This is a genomic window from Pseudonocardia adelaidensis (genome assembly GCF_039543345.1).
In the GTDB taxonomy this organism is placed as follows: domain Bacteria; phylum Actinomycetota; class Actinomycetes; order Mycobacteriales; family Pseudonocardiaceae; genus Pseudonocardia; species Pseudonocardia adelaidensis.
Genome location: NZ_BAABJO010000042.1, coordinates 51,806 through 68,341 on the forward strand (window position 1 = coordinate 51,806; position 16,536 = coordinate 68,341).

At 73.9% G+C, this 16,536-nt stretch carries 16 protein-coding genes; 11 read left to right on the top strand and 5 right to left on the bottom strand.

Annotated elements, in window-relative coordinates:
- Positions 1-57: 57 nt before the first annotated feature.
- Complete coding sequence (locus tag ABEA81_RS37095) at positions 58-897, top strand: helix-turn-helix transcriptional regulator (protein WP_345611885.1); 840 nt, start codon at positions 58-60, stop codon at positions 895-897.
- A gap of 50 nt (positions 898-947) precedes the next feature.
- On the opposite strand, the gene ABEA81_RS37100 is transcribed toward ABEA81_RS37095, so the two are convergent.
- Positions 948-2,870, bottom strand: a complete 1,923-nt coding sequence (locus ABEA81_RS37100; RefSeq protein ID WP_345611887.1) for an AfsR/SARP family transcriptional regulator — start codon at positions 2,868-2,870, stop codon at positions 948-950.
- A gap of 44 nt (positions 2,871-2,914) precedes the next feature.
- Here ABEA81_RS37100 and ABEA81_RS37105 point away from each other — a divergent pair, with 44 nt between their 5' ends.
- Positions 2,915-3,787 carry an alpha/beta fold hydrolase gene (locus ABEA81_RS37105; RefSeq protein WP_345611889.1) on the top strand — a complete coding sequence of 291 codons (873 nt, stop codon included), beginning with the start codon at positions 2,915-2,917 and terminating at the stop codon, positions 3,785-3,787.
- Positions 3,784-3,963, top strand: coding sequence for a hypothetical protein (locus tag ABEA81_RS37110; protein ID WP_345611891.1), 180 nt, complete (start codon positions 3,784-3,786; stop codon positions 3,961-3,963). Before ABEA81_RS37105 ends, ABEA81_RS37110 begins: the two co-directional genes overlap by 4 nt.
- Here ABEA81_RS37110 and ABEA81_RS37115 read toward each other — a convergent pair.
- From ABEA81_RS37115 to ABEA81_RS37130, 4 genes are all read right to left on the bottom strand, one after another.
- Positions 3,960-4,379, bottom strand: coding sequence for a PH domain-containing protein (locus tag ABEA81_RS37115; RefSeq protein ID WP_345611892.1), 420 nt, complete (start codon positions 4,377-4,379; stop codon positions 3,960-3,962). The genes ABEA81_RS37110 and ABEA81_RS37115 overlap by 4 nt on opposite strands.
- Positions 4,376-5,056: a lysophospholipid acyltransferase family protein gene (locus ABEA81_RS37120; protein ID WP_345611894.1), complete on the bottom strand. Its 681-nt coding sequence runs from the start codon at positions 5,054-5,056 to the stop codon at positions 4,376-4,378. Before ABEA81_RS37120 ends, ABEA81_RS37115 begins: the two co-directional genes overlap by 4 nt.
- Complete coding sequence (locus ABEA81_RS37125; protein WP_345611896.1) at positions 5,053-5,877, bottom strand: phosphatidate cytidylyltransferase; 825 nt, start codon at positions 5,875-5,877, stop codon at positions 5,053-5,055. The genes ABEA81_RS37120 and ABEA81_RS37125 overlap by 4 nt, the downstream gene beginning before the upstream one ends.
- A 162-nt stretch (positions 5,878-6,039) precedes the next feature.
- Positions 6,040-6,624, bottom strand: coding sequence for a CDP-alcohol phosphatidyltransferase family protein (locus ABEA81_RS37130; protein ID WP_345611898.1), 585 nt, complete (start codon positions 6,622-6,624; stop codon positions 6,040-6,042).
- A gap of 388 nt (positions 6,625-7,012) precedes the next feature.
- Here ABEA81_RS37130 and ABEA81_RS37135 point away from each other — a divergent pair, with 388 nt between their 5' ends.
- From ABEA81_RS37135 to ABEA81_RS37170, 8 genes are all read left to right on the top strand, one after another.
- The gene (locus tag ABEA81_RS37135) at positions 7,013-8,941 is read left to right on the top strand and encodes an acetolactate synthase large subunit (protein ID WP_425570814.1); all 1,929 of its coding nucleotides are present in this window, start codon (positions 7,013-7,015) and stop codon (positions 8,939-8,941) included.
- Positions 8,938-9,447: an acetolactate synthase small subunit gene (gene ilvN, locus ABEA81_RS37140; protein ID WP_345611900.1), complete on the top strand. Its 510-nt coding sequence runs from the start codon at positions 8,938-8,940 to the stop codon at positions 9,445-9,447. The genes ABEA81_RS37135 and ilvN overlap by 4 nt, the downstream gene beginning before the upstream one ends.
- 146 nt (positions 9,448-9,593) lie before the next feature.
- Positions 9,594-10,598 (top strand): ketol-acid reductoisomerase, encoded by a 1,005-nt coding sequence (gene ilvC / locus ABEA81_RS37145; protein ID WP_345611902.1) that lies wholly within the window; start codon positions 9,594-9,596, stop codon positions 10,596-10,598.
- A 142-nt stretch (positions 10,599-10,740) separates the two neighbouring features.
- Positions 10,741-11,733 (top strand): LLM class flavin-dependent oxidoreductase, encoded by a 993-nt coding sequence (locus ABEA81_RS37150; RefSeq protein ID WP_345611934.1) that lies wholly within the window; start codon positions 10,741-10,743, stop codon positions 11,731-11,733.
- Positions 11,734-11,853: 120 nt separating this feature from the next.
- Complete coding sequence (gene serA, locus ABEA81_RS37155; RefSeq protein ID WP_345611904.1) at positions 11,854-13,473, top strand: phosphoglycerate dehydrogenase; 1,620 nt, start codon at positions 11,854-11,856, stop codon at positions 13,471-13,473.
- A 9-nt stretch (positions 13,474-13,482) separates the two neighbouring features.
- Positions 13,483-14,400: a ribonuclease Z gene (locus ABEA81_RS37160; protein ID WP_345611905.1), complete on the top strand. Its 918-nt coding sequence runs from the start codon at positions 13,483-13,485 to the stop codon at positions 14,398-14,400.
- An 80-nt stretch (positions 14,401-14,480) separates the two neighbouring features.
- Positions 14,481-15,035 carry an RNA 2',3'-cyclic phosphodiesterase gene (gene thpR, locus ABEA81_RS37165; RefSeq protein ID WP_345611907.1) on the top strand — a complete coding sequence of 185 codons (555 nt, stop codon included), beginning with the start codon at positions 14,481-14,483 and terminating at the stop codon, positions 15,033-15,035.
- Positions 15,036-15,322: 287 nt separating this feature from the next.
- Positions 15,323-16,372, top strand: coding sequence for a 3-isopropylmalate dehydrogenase (locus ABEA81_RS37170; protein ID WP_345611909.1), 1,050 nt, complete (start codon positions 15,323-15,325; stop codon positions 16,370-16,372).
- Positions 16,373-16,536: the final 164 nt, after the last annotated feature.

The window sequence follows — 16,536 nt, forward strand, 5'->3', positions numbered from 1 at the left end:
CTTCCTGGGACGGCCGGTACCAGGCAGGCGCCCCGGGTGGTATGCAGACTGGCGGGCATGGCGAACTCGGAGTTCGGGCGGGCCGTGCGCCGCTGGCGGGACCGGGTCCCGCCGGAGGCCGCGGGGCTGCCGGCCGGTGGGCACCGGCGGACGGCCGGGCTGCGCCGTGAGGAGCTGGCCATGCTCGCCGGCATCTCGGTGGACTACATCACCCGCCTCGAACAGGGCCGCGCGTCCCACCCGTCGGGCCAGGTGATCGAGGCACTGGCCAGGGCACTGCGGTTGACGGCGGCCGAACGCGACCACCTGTTCCACCTCGCGGGCCTCACGCCGCCCGGCCCGGACACCGTGCCCGCCCACATCACCCCGAGCGTCCAGCACCTGCTCGACCGGATGCCCGCCACCCCCGTCGCCGTCTTCGACGCCGCCTGGACGCAGCTGGTCGCCAACCCGCCGTACGCGGCGCTGATGGGCGACCCGGGCGGATGGCGCGGGCGCGAGCGCAACGCCGTGTGGCGCAACCTGGTCGGCCCCGGCACGCGGGTCCGGCAGACCCCGGAGTCCCGGCGGGAGCTCGAGGCCACCCTGGTCGCCGACCTGCGCGCCGCCGCCGGTCGCTATCCCGGCGACCAGCAGCTGCAGCGGTTGGTCGCCGACCTGCGCGCCTCCAGCGACCGGTTCACCGAGCTGTGGGACTCCGGGGCCGTCGGCCACCACGAGACCACCCGCAAGATCGTCGACCACCCGCACGTCGGCCCCGTGGAGCTGGACTGCGACATGCTCACGGTCGCCGGCAGCGACCTGCGCATCATGATCTACACCGCGGTGCCGGGCACCGAGGACGCCGAACGCCTCGCCCTGATCACCGTGCTCGGCACCCAGACCCTGACCGGGTAGCACGGCGTTGGGGTGAACGGCGCGCTCGCTCGCATCCAGCAACCCCACATCTAGCAACCCGCTCTGCGGTTCGCGCCGCCGGAGCGCAGCGCGGCGAGGTGCTCCCGGACCGGGCCGAAGGTCAGCATGCCGCTGCCCGCCCCGGCGATCTCCTCGGCGGCAGGAGCCAGGGCGTGCTCGGCCCGGGCCACCGTCCCCGAGTCCCCGACCGCGAGCGCCGCGCGCCCGGCCAGGCACCAGAGGACCTCGAGCATGTGGTCCGGCGGCGGTTCGGGCAGGGCGCGCACGGCGTCCGCGGCCTGGGCCGTCCGCCCGTCGGCGAGCAGGAGGTGGGGCCGGATCCACGGCTCGTAGGGCCCGGGATCGTGGACGGGTCCGGGGCGCTCGCCCCGCCGCAGCCGCAGGCACACGAGTGCGAGGTCGAGCAGGCCGTGCTCGACGCCGGGCATGTCGGCGCCTGCGAGGAGCCGGGCCGCCTCGCGGTAGCGGGCCTCGGCGTCCGCGGCACCGGTCTCGGCTGCCCGCATGGCGGCGAACCAGGTGACGAACACGGGCACCAGCGGGCTGTCGAAGCGTTCTCCCGCGTCGCCGAGCGCCTCGGCCGCGGCGGCCGCGCCGTCGAGGTCGCCGAGCGCGGCGCGGCACTGCATCTGCACGAGGTGGGCGAGGATCGTGTAGGTCGGGAGGTCGTGCTCGGCGGCGAGCGTGCCGATCTCCCGGGCGAGGTGTCCCCGCTGGGCTGCGAGCCCGGCGCGCTCGAACGTCTGCATGATGCGTGCCGAGAGCGCGAACGCCAGCAGGGCGGGGTCGCCCGCGCGCCGGGCCAGCCGCTCCGCCTCGCGGGCGGCCTCCGGTCCGCGGCTGTCGCGCAGCCCGCGCGTCTCGAGCGCGATCGCGGCGAGCACGCGGGCCCGATCCGCGGGCGCTTCGGTGGCGTGCAGTGCCCGCTCGGCCGCCGCGACGATCGCCGCCGACGACCGCGGATCGTCCGACCGGGCCCACACGCTGGGCACGTCGTAGCCGCCGATGACCCGCGCGGTGAGCCGGGGGTTGCCGAGCTGCTCGGCCACGGCGACGGTCGCCGCGTGCCGGGCCACGGCCGTGCCGGGGCCGCCGCCGTGCACCGCGAGGCTGCGCAGCAACGAGGTCGTCGACTCGAGCTTCGCGCGTGCCCCCAGCACGGGGTTGCGCTCCCACTCCGCGGCCGCGCTCGCCCACACCCGGTCCGGTCCGTCGGGGCGCAGCAGGAGACCGGGCGAGCGGCGCAGGACGTCGGTCTCCAGTGCGGCGAGCCGCGGACCCGGGTCGGTGCCGAGCTCCTCGGCGAGCCGGCCGCGGGCGCGGCGCAGGACGGCGAGCGCGTCGCCGGGCCGTTCGCAGCGGTAGAGCGCGAGCGCGAGCAGCCACCACCCGTCCTCGCGCCACGGGTGATCGGTGACGTGGGCGTCGAGGTCGGGCACGGCCAGCTCCGGGCGCCCGGCGGCCAGCCGGGCCCGCGCCAGCTGCTCGACCGCCTGCAGGCGCAGCTCGGTCAGCCGCCCGCGCTCCGCGCGAGCCCACGCCGCGTCGGGGAAGTCGGCGAAGGCCGGGCCCTGCCACCACCCCAGTGCCTCCTCCAGCGGGCCGACGGCATCCGCGTCGGGACCGGACCGGGCGACCACGGCCTCGAACCGCCAAGCGTCCACCGACTCCGCGGCGCCCCGGAACGCGTAGCCGGGCCCGGCGGTGGCGATCGGGTGCGCCCCGCCGAGCGCCGCGCGCAGCGCCGACACGAACGTCCGCACCGACCCGGCCGCGCGGCGCGGCGGATCACCCGGCCAGAGGTCCTCGATCAACGTGGGCAGGGGAACCACCCGGCCGCGCGCGACGATCAGCCGCGCGAGCACCTCCCGGTGCCGCGGGCCCCCGAGGTTCAGCCGCCCGCCCAGCGCGTCGAACGCCGCGACCGGGCCGAGCACCTGGAACGTGGTCATCGGCGCTGATCGGATGCTGATCGGCCGCCCGCAGACTCGGGGGCATGAACTCGATCCCCGGCTTCCGCACTCGACGGCTGCCCGGCGCCGGCGGGACGCGGATCAACGTGGCCGTCGCAGGTGAAGGCAGCCCCGTCGTGCTCCTGCACGGCTTTCCCCAGACCCACCTCATGTGGCGCCACGTAGCGCCCGACCTCGCCGCCGACCACCTCGTGATCTGCCCCGACCTGCGCGGCTACGGGGCCAGCGACAAGCCCGCCGACGACGGGACGACGTACTCCAAGCGCACGATGGCCGCCGACGTCGTGGCGGTCGTCCGTCATCTCGGCGCGGACCGGTTCGCGTTGGTCGGGCACGACCGGGGTGCGCTGGTCGCCATCAGGGCGGGCCTCGACCACCCGGACGCGGTCACCCACCTCGGGTCGCTGGACGTGCTGCCCACGCTGGACATGTGGGACATCCTGCACGGTGTCGACGCCTCCGTGGCGTTCCACCTCTACCTGATGGCGCAGCCGCCCGGCCTGCCCGAGGAGATGATCGCCCGCAGCGCCGACGCCTTCTTCGGGCACTTCCTCGACGTGTGGGCCCGCAACCCCGACGCGATCCCCGAGGAGGTGCGCGCCGAGTACCTGCGTGCCTCGCGCGAGGCGGTGCCCTCGATCGTCGCCGACTACCGCGCGTCGGCCGGGATCGACGTCGAGCACGACCGCGCCGACCGCGCCGCCGGGCGCCGGCTCACCATGCCCGTCGCGGTCGTGCAGCAGGACTGGGGCGCCGCACTCGGATTCGACGCCGCAGCCCTCTGGAAGGCGTGGACCGCGGACCTCGATCACCTGACCCTGGACGTCGGGCACTTCATGGCGGAGGAGGCCCCCGCCGACGTCGTCAGGGTCATCAGGAACCTGCTGGCCCGGTGATCACGGGACTCGGCCGGCACGGCATGCCGCACCTGCTCCGGCTGAGCGGCCCGGCCGGTGGGCGCTGGAACGCAGGCGACGGCCCGGAGCTGGAACTGGACGCGGTCGAGTTCTGCCGGGTGCCGTCCGGCCGTGGCCACGGTGAGGGGCTGCTCGGCGTGGAGGTGCCGTTCTAGGACTGTTCGGTCGTGGCGGTCGGATCGGGGAGGCGGCCGCCGCTCACCGCGGCGAGCCGGGGCAGGTCACGCAGGTGCACCGCGGGCAGGGCGACCTCGGAACCATCGTTCAGCACGGCGCTGACGCGGGCGGCACCCGGGTTGCGCGCCCGGCCCAGGTGCACCGACGCGATCTCGTCCCACGGCACGCGCCTGCCACCGACCACCCGGCGCACGGCGACCGCCTCGGAATCGGCCACGGTGCGCACGCGCAGCGTCCACGCAATGATCCCGATCGGGATCAGGTAGACCAGCCACAGGTACGGCGCGGCGAAGGCAACGGGGGTGGCGCAGACGGCGAACACCAGCGCCACGAGGACGACCAGCGGGGGGATGCGGAAGACCGCCCGAGGCGGCGGCTCGGGGAGAGCGCTCACGCCACCATGGTCGCACCAGGTGTGACGATGGGCCGCTCGCACACGAACCGTGGTGGTCGCACATGAACTGCAGTTGGTGTGTGGGCGCCGGAGTTGGTGCGTGAGTCGGCGGTGGCGAGGTGCGTCACCGCGGCGCGGGCCGCGTCCGGGTGGGGCGTGAGCGGGCCGCCGATCCGGACCGTCACCCGGGTTCGGCGCAACCGCCCGTGCTTGGGGAGCAGGTCCCCGGTGCCGACGATCCCGACCGGCACCACCGGCACACGCGCCGACGCGGCCAGGCGGAACGCGCCGGAGTGGAACCGCGCCGGCCCGGCGCCCCCGCGCGTCCCCTCCGGGAAGACGATCACCGCCCGGCCTGCACGCAGGAGTGCCGCGGCGCAGGCGATGTCGGCGCTCCCGCCGCCGGTGCGCCGCACCGGGAACGCCGCGGCCAGCACCCGGCAGACGGCCGAGCGCCAGCCGCGCCCGAACCAGTAGTCGGCCGCGGCCGCGACCCGCGGGGCGTGCGCGCTGTCGACCGCGGCGAGCAGTGCCGCGGTGTCCGCGTGCGAGCTGTGGTTGGCGACCACGACGCACCCGCCCCGGGGCAACGACCCCACGACGGTGAGCCCGCCGGTCAGCGCCAGCACCAGCCGCCACAGCCCGCGCCGCGCCGCGGCCGCCGCCCTGGCCCTCATGACAGCCCCGCCACCAGCACCGCGAGCGGCAGCGCCACCAGCAGCGAGTCGACCCGGTCGAGCAGGCCGCCGAAGCCGGGCAGCCAGGCCCCGGCGTCCTTGCGGCCGGCCTCGCGCTTGATCATCGACTCCAGCAGGTCGCCCAGCACGCCCCCGGCGACGACCGCGACCAGCAGCCCCGCCGACGGCTTGCCCAACGCCAGCAGCACGGCCGATGCACCTAGGGCGGCACCGGCGACACCGCCCCACGTCTTCGCGGGCGACAGTCGGGAGAGCCGTCGCGCGCCCGGCCCCCGGCTGCCCAGCAGCCTGCCGCCGCACCACGCGCCGACGTCCGCGACGGCGACGGCCAGGCAGACCGCCACGGCGACCTGCGGGTCGAGGACGGCGAGCCCCGCGAGCCCGCCACCGATCCACACCGTGCCGAACGCGCCGTAGGCCGCTCGTCCGGCCCCCGTCCCGACGTCCCCGGCGACGATCGCGGGGACCGCCGAGGCGACCGCGAGCACCGGCAGCAGCAGCCCGAGCAGGTCGGGGCGGAGCAGCGCCACGACGGGGACGGCCGCGACGCGCGCCGCCAGTGCGATCGCGTCCCACCGGGGGAGCGCGGCCAGCCCGGCGAACTCGGCGGCGGCGACGACGCCCAGCGCCGCCGCGAGCGCGGCCCCTCCCGGCCGCCCGGCCAGCAGCAGTGGGCCGAGCACGAGCGGCGCGGCGACCAGCCACGTGCGCCAGCGTGCGGTGAGCTCCGCGCGGCGTGCGCCGCCGACCGCGGCTCCGCCGATGCCGAGCGCGCCGAGGGTGAGGGTGACCGGATCCATGCGCCGAGCCTGCCGCCGATCGCGCCGCGTTCCCTCCGCGAGAGCACGCGCGGGTGGTGCGTAGTCCTACGCAGCCGTCGACCGGGCGGCGCGCAGCGACTCCCGCCGGCCGGGCGGTGGGTCGGTGTCCGCGCGGCAGTCCGGGGGCGACGGTCACTCCGGTCAGGACGGGGAGAGCCGCGCCATGAGCGTCCGCAGCCGGAGCGCTGCCGTGACGGCGGAGCCGGCGGCGAGCACGACGAGCACCGCCGTCGCGTACGCGGGCACCGCGGCGATCACGACGAGCAGGAGGCAGCGTTCGGTCTTGCCCACCGGCCCGCCGTTGATCCGCGCGGCCCCGGCGGCGGCGCCGGCGAGCGCCACCCACGACGGGGCGCTCGCGGCGAGCATCGCCAGCAGCACCGGCCACGCAGGTGCGAGGGAGAAGCAGCCTGCGAGCGCGGCCAGCTCGGCAGAGCGGTCGCCCAGCTCGTTGACGACGGCGCCCCAGCGGGTGCTCGTGCCGGTCTCGCGGGCGAGCGCGCCGTCGAGGTTCGCCGCGGCCAGCCGCAGCGCGAGCAGCGCGGCCACCAGCACCGCTGTGATCGGGCTGGCCACCGTCGCCAGTACGAGCCCGGCCAGCGCCCCGAAGCCGACGCCTGCTGCGGTGACGGTGCCCGGTGCCACCCCGTGGGTGGCCATGGCCCGCCGGATGCCGGCGAGGCGGTCGGCGTACCAGGGCTTGAGGGCGTACAGGCCGGAGCTCATCCGGGCAGGGTCACCCGTCACCGGAGCTCGCGCGTCCGCAGAACTACGCAAGAGCGCTCGCACCCGGGCGGGTGGGCGACCTGGCGGTGCAGCACCACCTGGTCGACGCGATCTCGGCCCCGGCGCCGCCCGCGCGGCTCCCCGCCGGGCTCACGCCCCGCGAGGCCGAGGCGCTTGATCACTCCCCTGTCCCACGATCTGGTACGCGCATCTCACGGAATTGACGCGCGGTGCGCGCGGCGGCTAGCGTCGCTGCCATGTCCGCCATCCGGGTGCTCGTACTTCTCAGGCGCGTCCACGCCTGAGCGAGCCCTCGGTCGTCGACGCGCCACCCTCGTTCCGTCAGCCCGACGGTCGGGGGTTTTTTTCTGTCCGGATTCCGAAACCCATGCGGAGCGATCAGCAGATGACCACCGCAACGCCCCGATCCGGCCCGGTCCCCGGGCCGCCGGCCCCGAAACCCGGGCCACCTCCCGGCCGCCAGGGTCAGGCCACACCCCCAGGCCAGCCGGTACGGCGAGTCGAGGAGGTGCCGATGACCGGTGCCCAGTCCCTCGTGCGCTCGCTCGAGGAGGTGGGCTGCGAAGTCGTCTTCGGAATTCCCGGCGGCACGATCCTCCCCGCGTACGACCCGCTGCTCGACTCCACCAAGGTGCGGCACGTCCTCGTGCGCCACGAGCAGGGTGCCGGCCACGCCGCCACCGGGTACGCGCAGGCCACCGGCAAGGTCGGCGTCTGCATGGCGACGTCCGGCCCGGGCGCCACCAACCTGGTCACGCCGCTCGCCGACGCCCACATGGACTCGATCCCGGTGGTCGCGATCACCGGACAGCAGTCCCGGCCCCTGATCGGTACCGACGCGTTCCAGGAGGCCGACATCACCGGCATCACCATGCCGGTGACCAAGCACAACATGCTCGTGACCGACCCGGCGGAGATCCCGCAGGCGATCATGGAGGCGTTCCACCTGGCGTCCACGGGCCGACCCGGCCCGGTGCTGGTGGACATCCCGAAGGACGTGCTGCAGGAGAAGACCACGTTCTCCTGGCCCCCGGAGATGAAGCTGCCCGGCTACCGGCCGACGACCCGGCCGCACGGCAAGCAGATCCGCGAGGCGGCCAAGCTCATGTGCTCGGCCAAGCAGCCCGTGCTCTACGTCGGTGGCGGCGTGCTCAAGGCCGAGGCCACGGCGGAGCTGCTCGAGCTGGCCGAGCTCACCGGCATCCCGGTCGTCACCACGCTGATGGCGCGCGGGGCGTTCCCGGACAGCCACCGCCAGCACGTCGGCATGCCGGGCATGCACGGCACGGTCACCGCGGTGGCCGCGATGCAGAAGGCCGACCTGCTGGTCGCGCTCGGCGCCCGGTTCGACGACCGCGTCACCGGCCAGTTGTCGACGTTCGCGCCGAACGCCGCCGTCGTGCACGCCGACATCGACCCGGCCGAGATCTCCAAGAACCGCCGCGCGGACGTCCCGATCGTGGGCGACTGCAAGGAGGTCATCACGGAGCTGGTCGACGCCGTCCGGACCGAGCGCGCGTCCGGCTCCGCCGACCTCGCGCCGTGGTGGGAGCAGTTGGACGAGCTCAGGACCACGTACCCGCTCGGGTACGACTGGCCCGCCGACGGCTCGCTGTCGCCGCAGTACGTGATCGAGCGGATCGGCGAGATCGCCGGGCCGGACGCCGTCTACACGGCGGGCGTCGGGCAGCACCAGATGTGGGCGGCGCAGTTCATCCGGTACGAGAAGCCGCGTTCGTGGCTGAACTCCGGCGGGCTCGGCACGATGGGCTTCGCCGTGCCCGCGGCGATGGGCGCCAAGATGGCGCTGCCGGACGCGGTCGTCTGGTGCATCGACGGCGACGGCTGCTTCCAGATGACCAACCAGGAGCTCGCCACCTGCGCCATCGAGAACATCCCGATCAAGGTCGCCATCATCAACAACGGCAACCTGGGCATGGTCCGGCAGTGGCAGAACCTGTTCTACTCGGAGCGCTACTCCAACACGGACCTCGGCACCCACAAGCACCGGATCCCGGACTTCAAGCTCCTGGCCGAGGCCATGGGCTGCGTGGGCCTGCGCGCGGAGTCCAAGGACGAGGTCGACAAGGTGATCCACCAGGCAATGGAGATCAACGACCGCCCGGTCGTGATCGACTTCGTGGTCGGCGCCGACGCCCAGGTCTGGCCCATGGTGGCGGCGGGCACCGGCAACGACCAGATCATGGCGGCCCGCGACATCCGGCCGCTGTTCGACGCCGACGAGCTCGTGGCCGACGACGCCACGGCCAGCACGCAGATGACGAGGCAAGCATGACCCAGAGGCACACCCTGTCCGTGCTGGTCGAGGACAAGCCCGGCGTGCTCGCCCGCGTGTCCGGCCTGTTCTCGCGCCGCGGGTTCAACATCACCTCGCTCGCGGTCGGGCCCACCGAGCACCCGGGCGTCTCGCGGATGACGATCGTGGTCGCCGTCGACGAGTTCCCGCTCGAGCAGGTCACGAAGCAGCTCAACAAGCTCGTGCACGTCATCAAGATCGTCGAGCTCGAGGCGACGGCCTCGGTCCAGCGCGAGCTCCTGCTGGTGAAGGTGCGGGCCGACCCCGGCGTCCGCAGCCAGGTGCTCGAGATCGTGGACCTGTTCCGCGCCAAGGCCGTCGACGTCACACCCGAGGCCCTCACGATCGAGGCCACCGGTACCGCTGACAAGCTCGGTGCGCTGCTGAAGAACCTCGAGCCCTTCGGGATCCGGGAGATGGTGCAGTCCGGGATGGTGGCCGTCGGCCGCGGTCCCCGCTCCATCACCGCTGCAGCTGTTCGTTGAGAGGGTGTTGGCATGCTCTGCGCAGCGGTGCCGGTAGCGGAACCTCGGACGCCTGCTAACCCGCGGCGGTGCCGGCTGCGTGCTACCGCAGCGGCTACGCCGCAAGAACGAAATACCGACCCTTCGGAAGGACGATCCCACCCGTCATGAGCGTGAACATCTATTACGACGACGACGCCGACCTGTCGATCATCCAGGGCCGCAAGGTCGCGGTGATCGGCTACGGCAGCCAGGGCCACGCGCACTCGCTGTCGCTGCGCGACTCCGGCGTCGACGTCCGCATCGGCCTGCCCGAGGGCTCGAAGTCACGGCAGAAGGCGCAGGACGAGGGGCTGCAGGTGGGCACGCCCGCCGAGGTCTCCGAGTGGGCCGACGTGATCATGATCCTGGCGCCCGACACGAAGCAGCGCTTCATCTACACGCAGGACATCGCGCCGAACCTCAAGGACGGCGACGCGATCTTCTTCGGCCACGGCTTCAACATTCGCTACGAGCTGATCAAGCCGCCGGCCACCGTGGACGTCGCGATGGTCGCGCCGAAGGGCCCCGGCCACCTGGTGCGCCGCCAGTTCGTCGACGGCAAGGGCGTGCCCTGCCTCATCGCCGTCGAACAGGACGCCAGCGGGAACGCGAAGGCGCTCGCCCTCTCCTACGCCGCGGCCATCGGCGGCGCCCGCGCGGGTGTCATCGAGACCACCTTCAAGGAGGAGACCGAGACCGACCTGTTCGGTGAGCAGGCGGTGCTCTGCGGCGGTGCGGCCGCGCTCGTGCAGACCGGGTTCGAGGTGCTCACCGAGGCCGGCTACGCCCCGGAGATCGCCTACTTCGAGTGCCTGCACGAGCTCAAGCTGATCGTCGACCTCATGTACGAGGGCGGCATCGCCAACGAGCGCTTCTCCATCTCCGACACCGCCGAGTACGGCGACCTCACCCGCGGCCCGCGCGTGATCACGCCCGCGGTGAAGGACGAGATGCGCAAGATCCTGGGCGAGATCCAGGACGGCACGTTCGCCCGCGAGTGGGTGGCCGAGGACGACAACGGCCGCCCGAACTTCACCAAGCTGCAGCAGGAGGGCCAGCAGCACCCGATCGAGCAGGTCGGGGAGAAGCTGCGCGGCCTGATGAGCTGGGTGGGGCAGAAGGCCACCTGAGCCGCCCGGGACGCAGCAAGGTGGCTTTGCTCCGGTTCGACCGGAGCAAAGCCACCTTGCTGGGGTTCCGGGGCCGCGGGAAGATGCGGCGGGCCCCGTCGGTTGACCTTCGTGTCCCTCACGAAAGGTCGCCGCCGTGTCCCTGCCGCTCCCACTGTCGATCCTCGACCTCGCCACCGTCGGCGAGGGCGAGACGGTCCGCGAAGGCCTCGAGGCGAGCCTCCGGCTCGCGCAGCGCGCGGAGGAGTGGGGTTTCCGGCGGATCTGGTACGCCGAGCACCACAACATGCGTGCGATCGCCTCGTCGGCCACGAGCGTGCTCATCGCGCACGTCGCGGCGAACACCGAGCGGATCACCCTCGGCTCCGGCGGCGTGATGCTCCCCAACCACTCCCCGCTGGTGATCGCCGAGCAGTTCGGCACCCTCGCCAGCCTGCACCCCGGGCGGATCGAGCTCGGGCTGGGCCGCGCGCCGGGCACCGACCAGACCACCGTCGGCGCGTTGCGCCGCGACCCGCGGGCCTCCGACCGGTTCCCGCAGGACGTCCAGGAGCTGCAGGCGTTCCTCTCCGACGAGAGCCTCGTGCCGGGTGTGCACGCCTACCCGGGCCGCGGCACCGCCGTACCGCTCACGATCCTGGGCTCGTCGCTGTACGGGGCCCAGGTGGCCGCGGCGCTCGGGCTGCCGTACGCCTTCGCGTCGCACTTCGCCCCCGACGCCCTCGAACAGGCCGTCGCGCTCTACCGCCAGGAGTTCCGGCCATCGGCGCAGCTCGCCGAGCCGCACGTGCTGGCCGCCGTCAACGTCGTCGCCGCCGACTCCGCCGACGAGGCCGCGCAGCGGCTGCACGCCGTGCAACGCGACCGCGTGAAGCGGTTCCTCTCGCGCGGGGGCCAGGAGCTCACCGACGACGAGGCGGAGATCCTGCTCGAGGCGCCGGCGGGCCAGCAGATCCGCTCGATGACGCGCTACACCGCGGCGGGTACGCCCGACGTCGTCGCGGAGTACCTGGAGGGCTTCGCACAGCGCGCGGACGCCGACGAGCTGATCGTGACGTTCCCGGTGGTGGATCGCGCGGCCTGGATGCGCTCCGTCGAGCTGCTCGCGGAGCAGGTGCGGCCCGCCGCGGTCTGACACCGGGGTTTCGTCCCTTTCACCTGTCGGCAGGCCCACGCCGCGGCTACCGCTTCCGAGCAGCGCATCTACCATCGGGGTCGTCGCACCAGACCCCGATCCAGGAGCCCTGCATCCGCCGTGAGCACCGTCCATACCCACGGACAGGCACCTGCCCGTCCTGTCGTCCTGCTCGCCGAGAAGCTCGCGCCGTCCGCGGTCGAGCTCCTCGGTGACGACGTCGAGATCCGCCACGTGGACGGTACCGACCGCCCTGCGCTGCTGGCCGCGATCGCCGACGCCGACGCCCTGCTCGTCCGCTCGGCCACGAAGGTCGACGCCGAGGCGCTCGCCGCCTCCACCCGGTTGAAGGTCGTGGCTCGCGCCGGTGTCGGCCTCGACAACGTCGACGTGCCGGCGGCCACCGCTCGCGGTGTGATGGTGGTCAACGCGCCCACCTCGAACATCGTCTCGGCCGCCGAGCACGCGGTCGCCCTGCTGCTCGCCACCGCCCGGCACATCGCCGCCGCCGACGCGAGCCTGCGGCAGGGGCAGTGGAAGCGCAGCTCCTTCACCGGGGTCGAGCTGTCCGGCAAGACCGTCGGGGTCGTCGGTCTGGGCAAGATCGGCCAGCTGGTGGCGCAGCGGCTCGCCGCGTTCGGAGTCGAGCTGATCGCGTACGACCCGTACGTCGCCCCGGCACGCGCCGCGCAGCTGGGCATCGAGCTGGTGTCGCTGGAGGACCTGCTGCGGCGGGCCGACGCGATCTCGATCCACCTGCCCAAGACCCCGGAGACCCTCGGGCTCATCGGAAAGGACCAGCTCGCCCTGACCAAGAAGGGCGTATTGATCGTCAACGCCGCCCGCGGCGGCCTCGTCGACGAGGACGCGCTGGCCGAGGCCGTGCGCAGCGGCCACGTCGGCGGCGCGGGCATCGACGTCTACGTCACCGAGCCCACCACCTCCAGCCCCCTGTTCGAGCTGCCGCAGGTGGTCGTCACCCCGCACCTGGGCGCGTCCACCGACGATGCGCAGGACCGCGCGGGCACCGACGTCGCGAAGTCCGTGCAGCTGGCGCTCGCGGGCGAGTTCGTGCCCGACGCGGTGAACGTGCAGGTCGGCGGCGTGGTCGGCGAGGAGGTGCGGCCCTGGCTGCCGCTGGTGCAGAAGCTCGGCGCCGTCCTCTACGCCGTCGCCGGGCGCCTGCCCAGCACCGTCACGGTCGACGTCGCCGGCGAGCTGGCCGCCGAGGACGTCTCGGTGCTGCAGCTCGCGGCGCTGCGCGGGGTGTTCACGAACGTCGTCGAGGACCAGGTCACGTTCGTCAACGCGCCTGCCCTGGCGGCCGAGCGCGGGGTCGACGTCGAGCTGACCACCGCGCCGGAGAGCGAGAACCACCGCAGCGTCGTGCAGCTGCGCGCCGCGATGCCGGACGGCGAGTCGATCACCGTGTCCGGCACGCTCACCGGCCGCGCCCAGGTGGAGAAGCTGGTCGAGGTCAACGGCAGGCACTTCGACCTGCGCGCCGAGGGCGAGGTGCTGCTGCTGGAGTACGGCGACCGCCCGGGCGTGATGGGCCGCGTCGGCACGCTGCTCGGCGAGGCCGCCGTCAACATCGAGGCCGCGCAGATCAGCCAGACCACCGACCACAAGGACGCGATCATGCTGCTCAGGGTGGACCGGCCGATCGACCCGGCGGTGCTGGAGCCGATCGGTGCGTCGGTGGGGGCGAAGACCACGCGCCTCATCTCCTTCGAGTAAGCGGCCGGCGTGTCGGGTCGGGAGCTGGTCGTGCTGGGCACGGCCAGCCAGGCCCCGACCCGCACCCGCAACCACAACGGCTACCTGCTGCGCTGGGACGGCGAGGGCTTCCTCTTCGACCCTGGCGAGGGAACGCAGCGGCAGATGCTGCTGGCCGGGGTGGCGAGCAGCGCCGTCACCCGGATCTGCATCACCCACTTCCACGGTGATCACTGCCTGGGCGTCCCCGGCGTCGTCCAGCGGCTCTCGCTGGACGGCGTCGTGCACCCGGTGGTCGCGCACTTCCCGGCGTCCGGCCGGGAGTACTTCGCGCGGCTGCGGCACGCCAGCTCCTTCCACGAGGTCGCGGACGTGCGCGAGGAGCCGGTCGAGCGCGACGGCGTGCTCGCGTCCGGCCCGGCCGGTGTGCTCGAGGCGCGCCGCCTGGAGCACCCGGTGGAGGCCTTCGGCTACCGCTTCACGGAGCCGGACGGGCGGCGCATGCTGCCCGGACGGCTCGCGCGGCACGGGATCGCCGGCCCCGACGTGGGCAGGCTGCAGCGCGAGGGGACGCTCGTGGTGGCCGGGCGCACGGTGCGGCTCGTGGACGTGAGCGTGCCGCGGCGCGGCCAGCGGTTCGCCTTCGTCATGGACACCCGGCTCTGCGACGCCGTGTACGCACTGGCGGACGGCGTCGACATGCTCGTGATCGAGTCCACGTTCCTCACCGAGGACGAGGCGCTCGCGCGCACGTACGGGCACCTGACCGCCCGGCAGGCCGGCTCGGTCGCCGCCGACTGCGGGGTGCGGCAGCTGGTGCTGACGCACTTCTCCCAGCGCTACGCCGACCCCGCGCGGTTCGCCGCCGAGGCCGCCGAGGTGTTCGGCGGCGAGATCGTGGTGGCCGCGGACCTCGCCCGCGTGCCGCTGCCCCGCAGGCGGGGATGAGCGGGCTTGCGAGCGAATCGATGGCACAGCGCCCACGCCCTGGGCGCGAGCTTGCGGCCGAGCGCCGGCGAGGCCGAGCGATGATGCGGCTCTTCGTGGCGGTGACGCCGCCGCCCCAGGCGCTGGACGAGCTGCGCTCGGACACGGCGGCGCAGCGTTCCGCACGGCCGGAGCTGCGGTGGGCCCGGCCCGACCAGTGGCATCTCACGCTGGCGTTCCTCGGCGATGTCGGCGACGCGGCACGCGCCGACCTGTCCACGCGGCTCGGCCGCACCGCCGCCCGGCATCCGCCGATGCGACTGGCGCTGCACGGCGCGGGCCGGTTCGGCGATCGCGTGCTCTGGACCCGGGTCACCGGCGACGTGGTGGCGCTGCGCGGCCTCGCCGCGTCCGTGCGGGCGGCGGCGCGGCGGGCCGGGGTGGACGTCGAGGACCGGCCCTACCGGCCCCACCTCACCCTGGCCCGCGCGCGCGACGGCGCCGACCTGCGGCCCGTCGTCGAGGCGCTCGCCGGCTTCGCCGGGCGGACGTGGACCGCGGGCGAGCTGCACCTCGTGCGCAGTCACCTCGGCGCCGGACCCGGGCGCACCGCCCGGTACGAGCCGCTCGCGTCGTGGCCGCTCACCGGAAGTTGATCACTCGCCGTTCCGGACGCCACCGGCTGCGCGCGTTCGGATGCCGACCTTCCGCCGTCCGGGTGCTGACCCAGTGCAGGGGTGCCGGACGCGGCGGTCGGGGGGAGGGGCAGAATGGCCCGCTCGGGGGCGTGTCCCGGGCCGAGGAGCGGCGCGGTGACCCGCTTTCGCACCAGATCCACGCGACCGGGTGACCGCGATCGGGTGGCCGACGGCGGAGCGGTGCCGTCGCGGCCGGTAACGTGCGCCCGGCTGCTTCGGGGCCAGACGGAGAGAGGACATCGGCAATGCGCCTTGCGGTCATCCCGGGGGACGGCATCGGGCCGGAGGTCATCGACGAGGCGCTCAAGGTCCTCAACGAGGTTTCCCCCGGCGCCGAGACCACCACCTACGACCTCGGCGCCGCGCGCTGGCACTCCACGGGTGAGCTGCTGCCGGAGTCGGTGCTCACCGAGCTCCAACAGCACGACGCGATCCTGCTCGGCGCCGTCGGCGACCCCTCGGTGCCCAGCGGCATCCTGGAGCGCGGCCTGCTGCTGCGCCTGCGGTTCGAGCTCGACCACCACGTCAACCTGCGCCCCGCGCGACTCTACCCGGGCGTCCGCGGCCCGCTCGCATCATCGGGCGAGGTCGACATGGTCGTCGTGCGGGAGGGCACCGAGGGCCCGTACGTCGGCACCGGCGGGATCCTCCGCAAGGACACCCCGCACGAGATCGCCACCGAGGTCAGCACCAACACCGCGTTCGGCGTGGAGCGGGTGGTGCGCGACGCGTTCAACCGCGCGTCCCGGCGCCCGCGCAAGCACCTCACGCTCGTGCACAAGACCAACGTGCTGAGCTACTCGGGCCGGCTGTGGTCGCGCATCGTCGAGGAGGTGTCGCTGGAGCACCCCGAGGTGTCCGTGGCCTACCAGCACGTCGACGCCACCACGATGCACATGGTCACCGACCCCGGGCGGTTCGACGTGATCGTCACCGACAACCTGTTCGGCGACATCCTCACCGACCTCGCCGCGGCCATCACCGGTGGCATCGGCCTCGCCGCCAGCGGCAACCTGGACGTCAGCCGGCGCAACCCGAGCATGTTCGAGCCCGTGCACGGCAGCGCCCCCGACATCGCGGGCCAGGGCATCGCCGACCCGACCGCCGCCGTCCTCTCGGTCGCGCTCCTGCTCGACCACCTGGGGAACCACGACGCCGCCCGCCGCATCCAGGCCGCGGTCGAATTCGACCTGGCCCAACGTGACCACAGCGCCACCGGCCACACCCAGTCGATCGGCGACCGACTGGCGGCGCTGGTCAGCGCCCGGGCCCGGGACACCTCGCCGGCCACGTAAGGCTTCGAGAGATTGCAGGAAAGCCACCTTCATGCAATGTCGTTGCGTGAAAGTGGCTGCGCTGTCCCCGGCGAGCCCTCGCCTTGCTTCGCCGCGGCGGTGGCTCCCCGGAAGCGCGTGTGGGCTGCAACGGCATGTAGGGGCGGGCGATGCAATCCCGGGGG

What these genes read in the sequence shown, in the direction of transcription:
- ABEA81_RS37095 (WP_345611885.1), top strand. Translation starts at nt 58, where the DNA reads ATGGCGAACTCGGAGTTCGGGCGGGCCGTGCGCCGCTGGCGGGACCGG.
- ABEA81_RS37100 (WP_345611887.1), bottom strand. Translation starts at nt 2,870, where the DNA reads ATGACCACGTTCCAGGTGCTCGGCCCGGTCGCGGCGTTCGACGCGCTG.
- ABEA81_RS37105 (WP_345611889.1), top strand. Translation starts at nt 2,915, where the DNA reads ATGAACTCGATCCCCGGCTTCCGCACTCGACGGCTGCCCGGCGCCGGC.
- ABEA81_RS37120 (WP_345611894.1), bottom strand. Translation starts at nt 5,056, where the DNA reads ATGAGGGCCAGGGCGGCGGCCGCGGCGCGGCGCGGGCTGTGGCGGCTG.
- ABEA81_RS37125 (WP_345611896.1), bottom strand. Translation starts at nt 5,877, where the DNA reads ATGGATCCGGTCACCCTCACCCTCGGCGCGCTCGGCATCGGCGGAGCC.
- ABEA81_RS37130 (WP_345611898.1), bottom strand. Translation starts at nt 6,624, where the DNA reads ATGAGCTCCGGCCTGTACGCCCTCAAGCCCTGGTACGCCGACCGCCTC.
- ABEA81_RS37135 (WP_425570814.1), top strand. Translation starts at nt 7,013, where the DNA reads ATGCGGAGCGATCAGCAGATGACCACCGCAACGCCCCGATCCGGCCCG.
- ilvN (WP_345611900.1), top strand. Translation starts at nt 8,938, where the DNA reads ATGACCCAGAGGCACACCCTGTCCGTGCTGGTCGAGGACAAGCCCGGC.
- ilvC (WP_345611902.1), top strand. Translation starts at nt 9,594, where the DNA reads ATGAGCGTGAACATCTATTACGACGACGACGCCGACCTGTCGATCATC.
- thpR (WP_345611907.1), top strand. Translation starts at nt 14,481, where the DNA reads ATGATGCGGCTCTTCGTGGCGGTGACGCCGCCGCCCCAGGCGCTGGAC.
- ABEA81_RS37170 (WP_345611909.1), top strand. Translation starts at nt 15,323, where the DNA reads ATGCGCCTTGCGGTCATCCCGGGGGACGGCATCGGGCCGGAGGTCATC.